Source organism: Novosphingobium sp. UBA1939 (assembly GCF_002336885.1).
GTDB lineage: Bacteria > Pseudomonadota > Alphaproteobacteria > Sphingomonadales > Sphingomonadaceae > Novosphingobium.
Map to the genome: position 1 here is coordinate 1 of NZ_DDFB01000007.1, position 1412 is coordinate 1412.

A 1412-nucleotide genomic window follows, 5' to 3' on the forward strand; every position below is an offset into this window, starting at 1 on the left:
TCTGCGCAATGGCCGGCTGCGCCAACGCTGCCGTCGCGGCAGCCAGCGCACCGAGGCAAACGGAATTGCGGAAACAGGTCATCTCCATTCTCCCTGGAAGTAGAAGCACGGGTTCTTCGCCCGTGAAGCATCGGCCTCCTACCAAATGGCCTGACCAGATACAATACTTCCTGCGCAGAATCTGACAAATTTGGTCATTCCTCCTGATGGTAATTGGCCAATTTTGTAGGTAAAATCCTGATTATAAAGGTATTTTCATAGAACCGCTCCACGCGAAGATCATCCTGCGTGACAAGCGGATGACGACCTCCTGTCAGGCATGGCGTCCGAAAAATCTGTTCGCCGCCGGGAATGACCGTTCACCCGCACATCAGTGCACCGCGATTCCCATAATTGGCCTGTCCAATATTCCGCAGACCAAAGTTGGGCGCTTCCGTTGAGACGCGGCGCCCGCTGAAACCGGTTACTTGCCGCGGAAAGTAGCCCAGCATTCGACTTCGGTTACCGCCCCCATGGCGAGCCCGTTCACGCCAAGCGCGCTCCGGGCCGGGAGCCGGCCGGGCTTGAAGTAAGACAGATATATCCGGTTGAACGCGCTCCACTGGCTCATGTCGGCAAGATAGACGGTGCATTTGAACACATCGTCCGTGGTGAGACCCTCGCGCGCGAGCGTGGCGACAATGTTGTCCATCGTCTGGCGCACCTGCGCATCGAAGCCCTGCACCAGCTTCCCGTCCGGCCCCGTTCCGATCTCGCCCGAAAGATACAGGACGCCATCGACCGCCACCGCCTTGGAAAACGGAAAGCCCTCCGTCGCCGGCACATGGCGGGCGGGCGCGGCATCGGCGGTGGGCATCGGCGCAAGCAGGCTCAACCCGATCGCGTGCGTTGTGAAACGGCGCATTGCAGCTTCCCTATTTTCGCGGGCCAAGGGATGCCCGCACGGCGGAAGCGCACCCTATCCGCACGCTCCGTTCGCCGCCAGCGCTCATCGCGGGGCCTTGGAGTACCTCATCAGGCGTATGACCGAACGCGCGTGCAATGCGGCGCCGGCTTCCGACGGCGGGTAATGGGGAAGTCCCGATGTCCCCGGATCGCCACAGGCGCTGGACAGTGGAATACCGCCAACAGTTATCCCTCACGGAAATCCATAAGTGTTTTCCTTTATACGCCCGTAATTTTGATGGATATTTTACCATCGTAGATAGCCGTTGCTTTCAAAATGCCACTTAAACTGGCGCGTCGATCATGAAAGGGCGGCGAATGACGTTTTCGAGAAAGGCTGAATCCTTTGGATTGGCGCTACTCATTTCCAGCGCCATCGTTCCGCCCCACGCGGCGATAGCCCAAACGGCGGGCAGCCTGGACCTGTTCCCCGACGGCACCTTGAACGGGTGGACGACGGCCGGCGG

2 protein-coding genes are annotated in these 1412 nt (G+C 59.6%); both read right to left on the reverse strand.

Annotated features, from left to right (window positions below):
* Positions 1-463: 463 nt before the first annotated feature.
* Positions 464-904, reverse strand: a complete 441-nt coding sequence (locus tag B3547_RS00855) for a RidA family protein (RefSeq protein WP_292959608.1) — start codon at positions 902-904, stop codon at positions 464-466.
* Between the two features lie 325 nt (positions 905-1229).
* Positions 1230-1412: hypothetical protein (locus B3547_RS00860; protein WP_292959609.1), on the reverse strand; the 183-nt coding region annotated here is incomplete at its 5' end.

Coding starts and splice junctions, on each gene's coding strand:
- B3547_RS00855 (WP_292959608.1), bottom strand. CDS start 904: ATGCGCCGTTTCACAACGCACGCGATCGGGTTGAGCCTGCTTGCGCCG.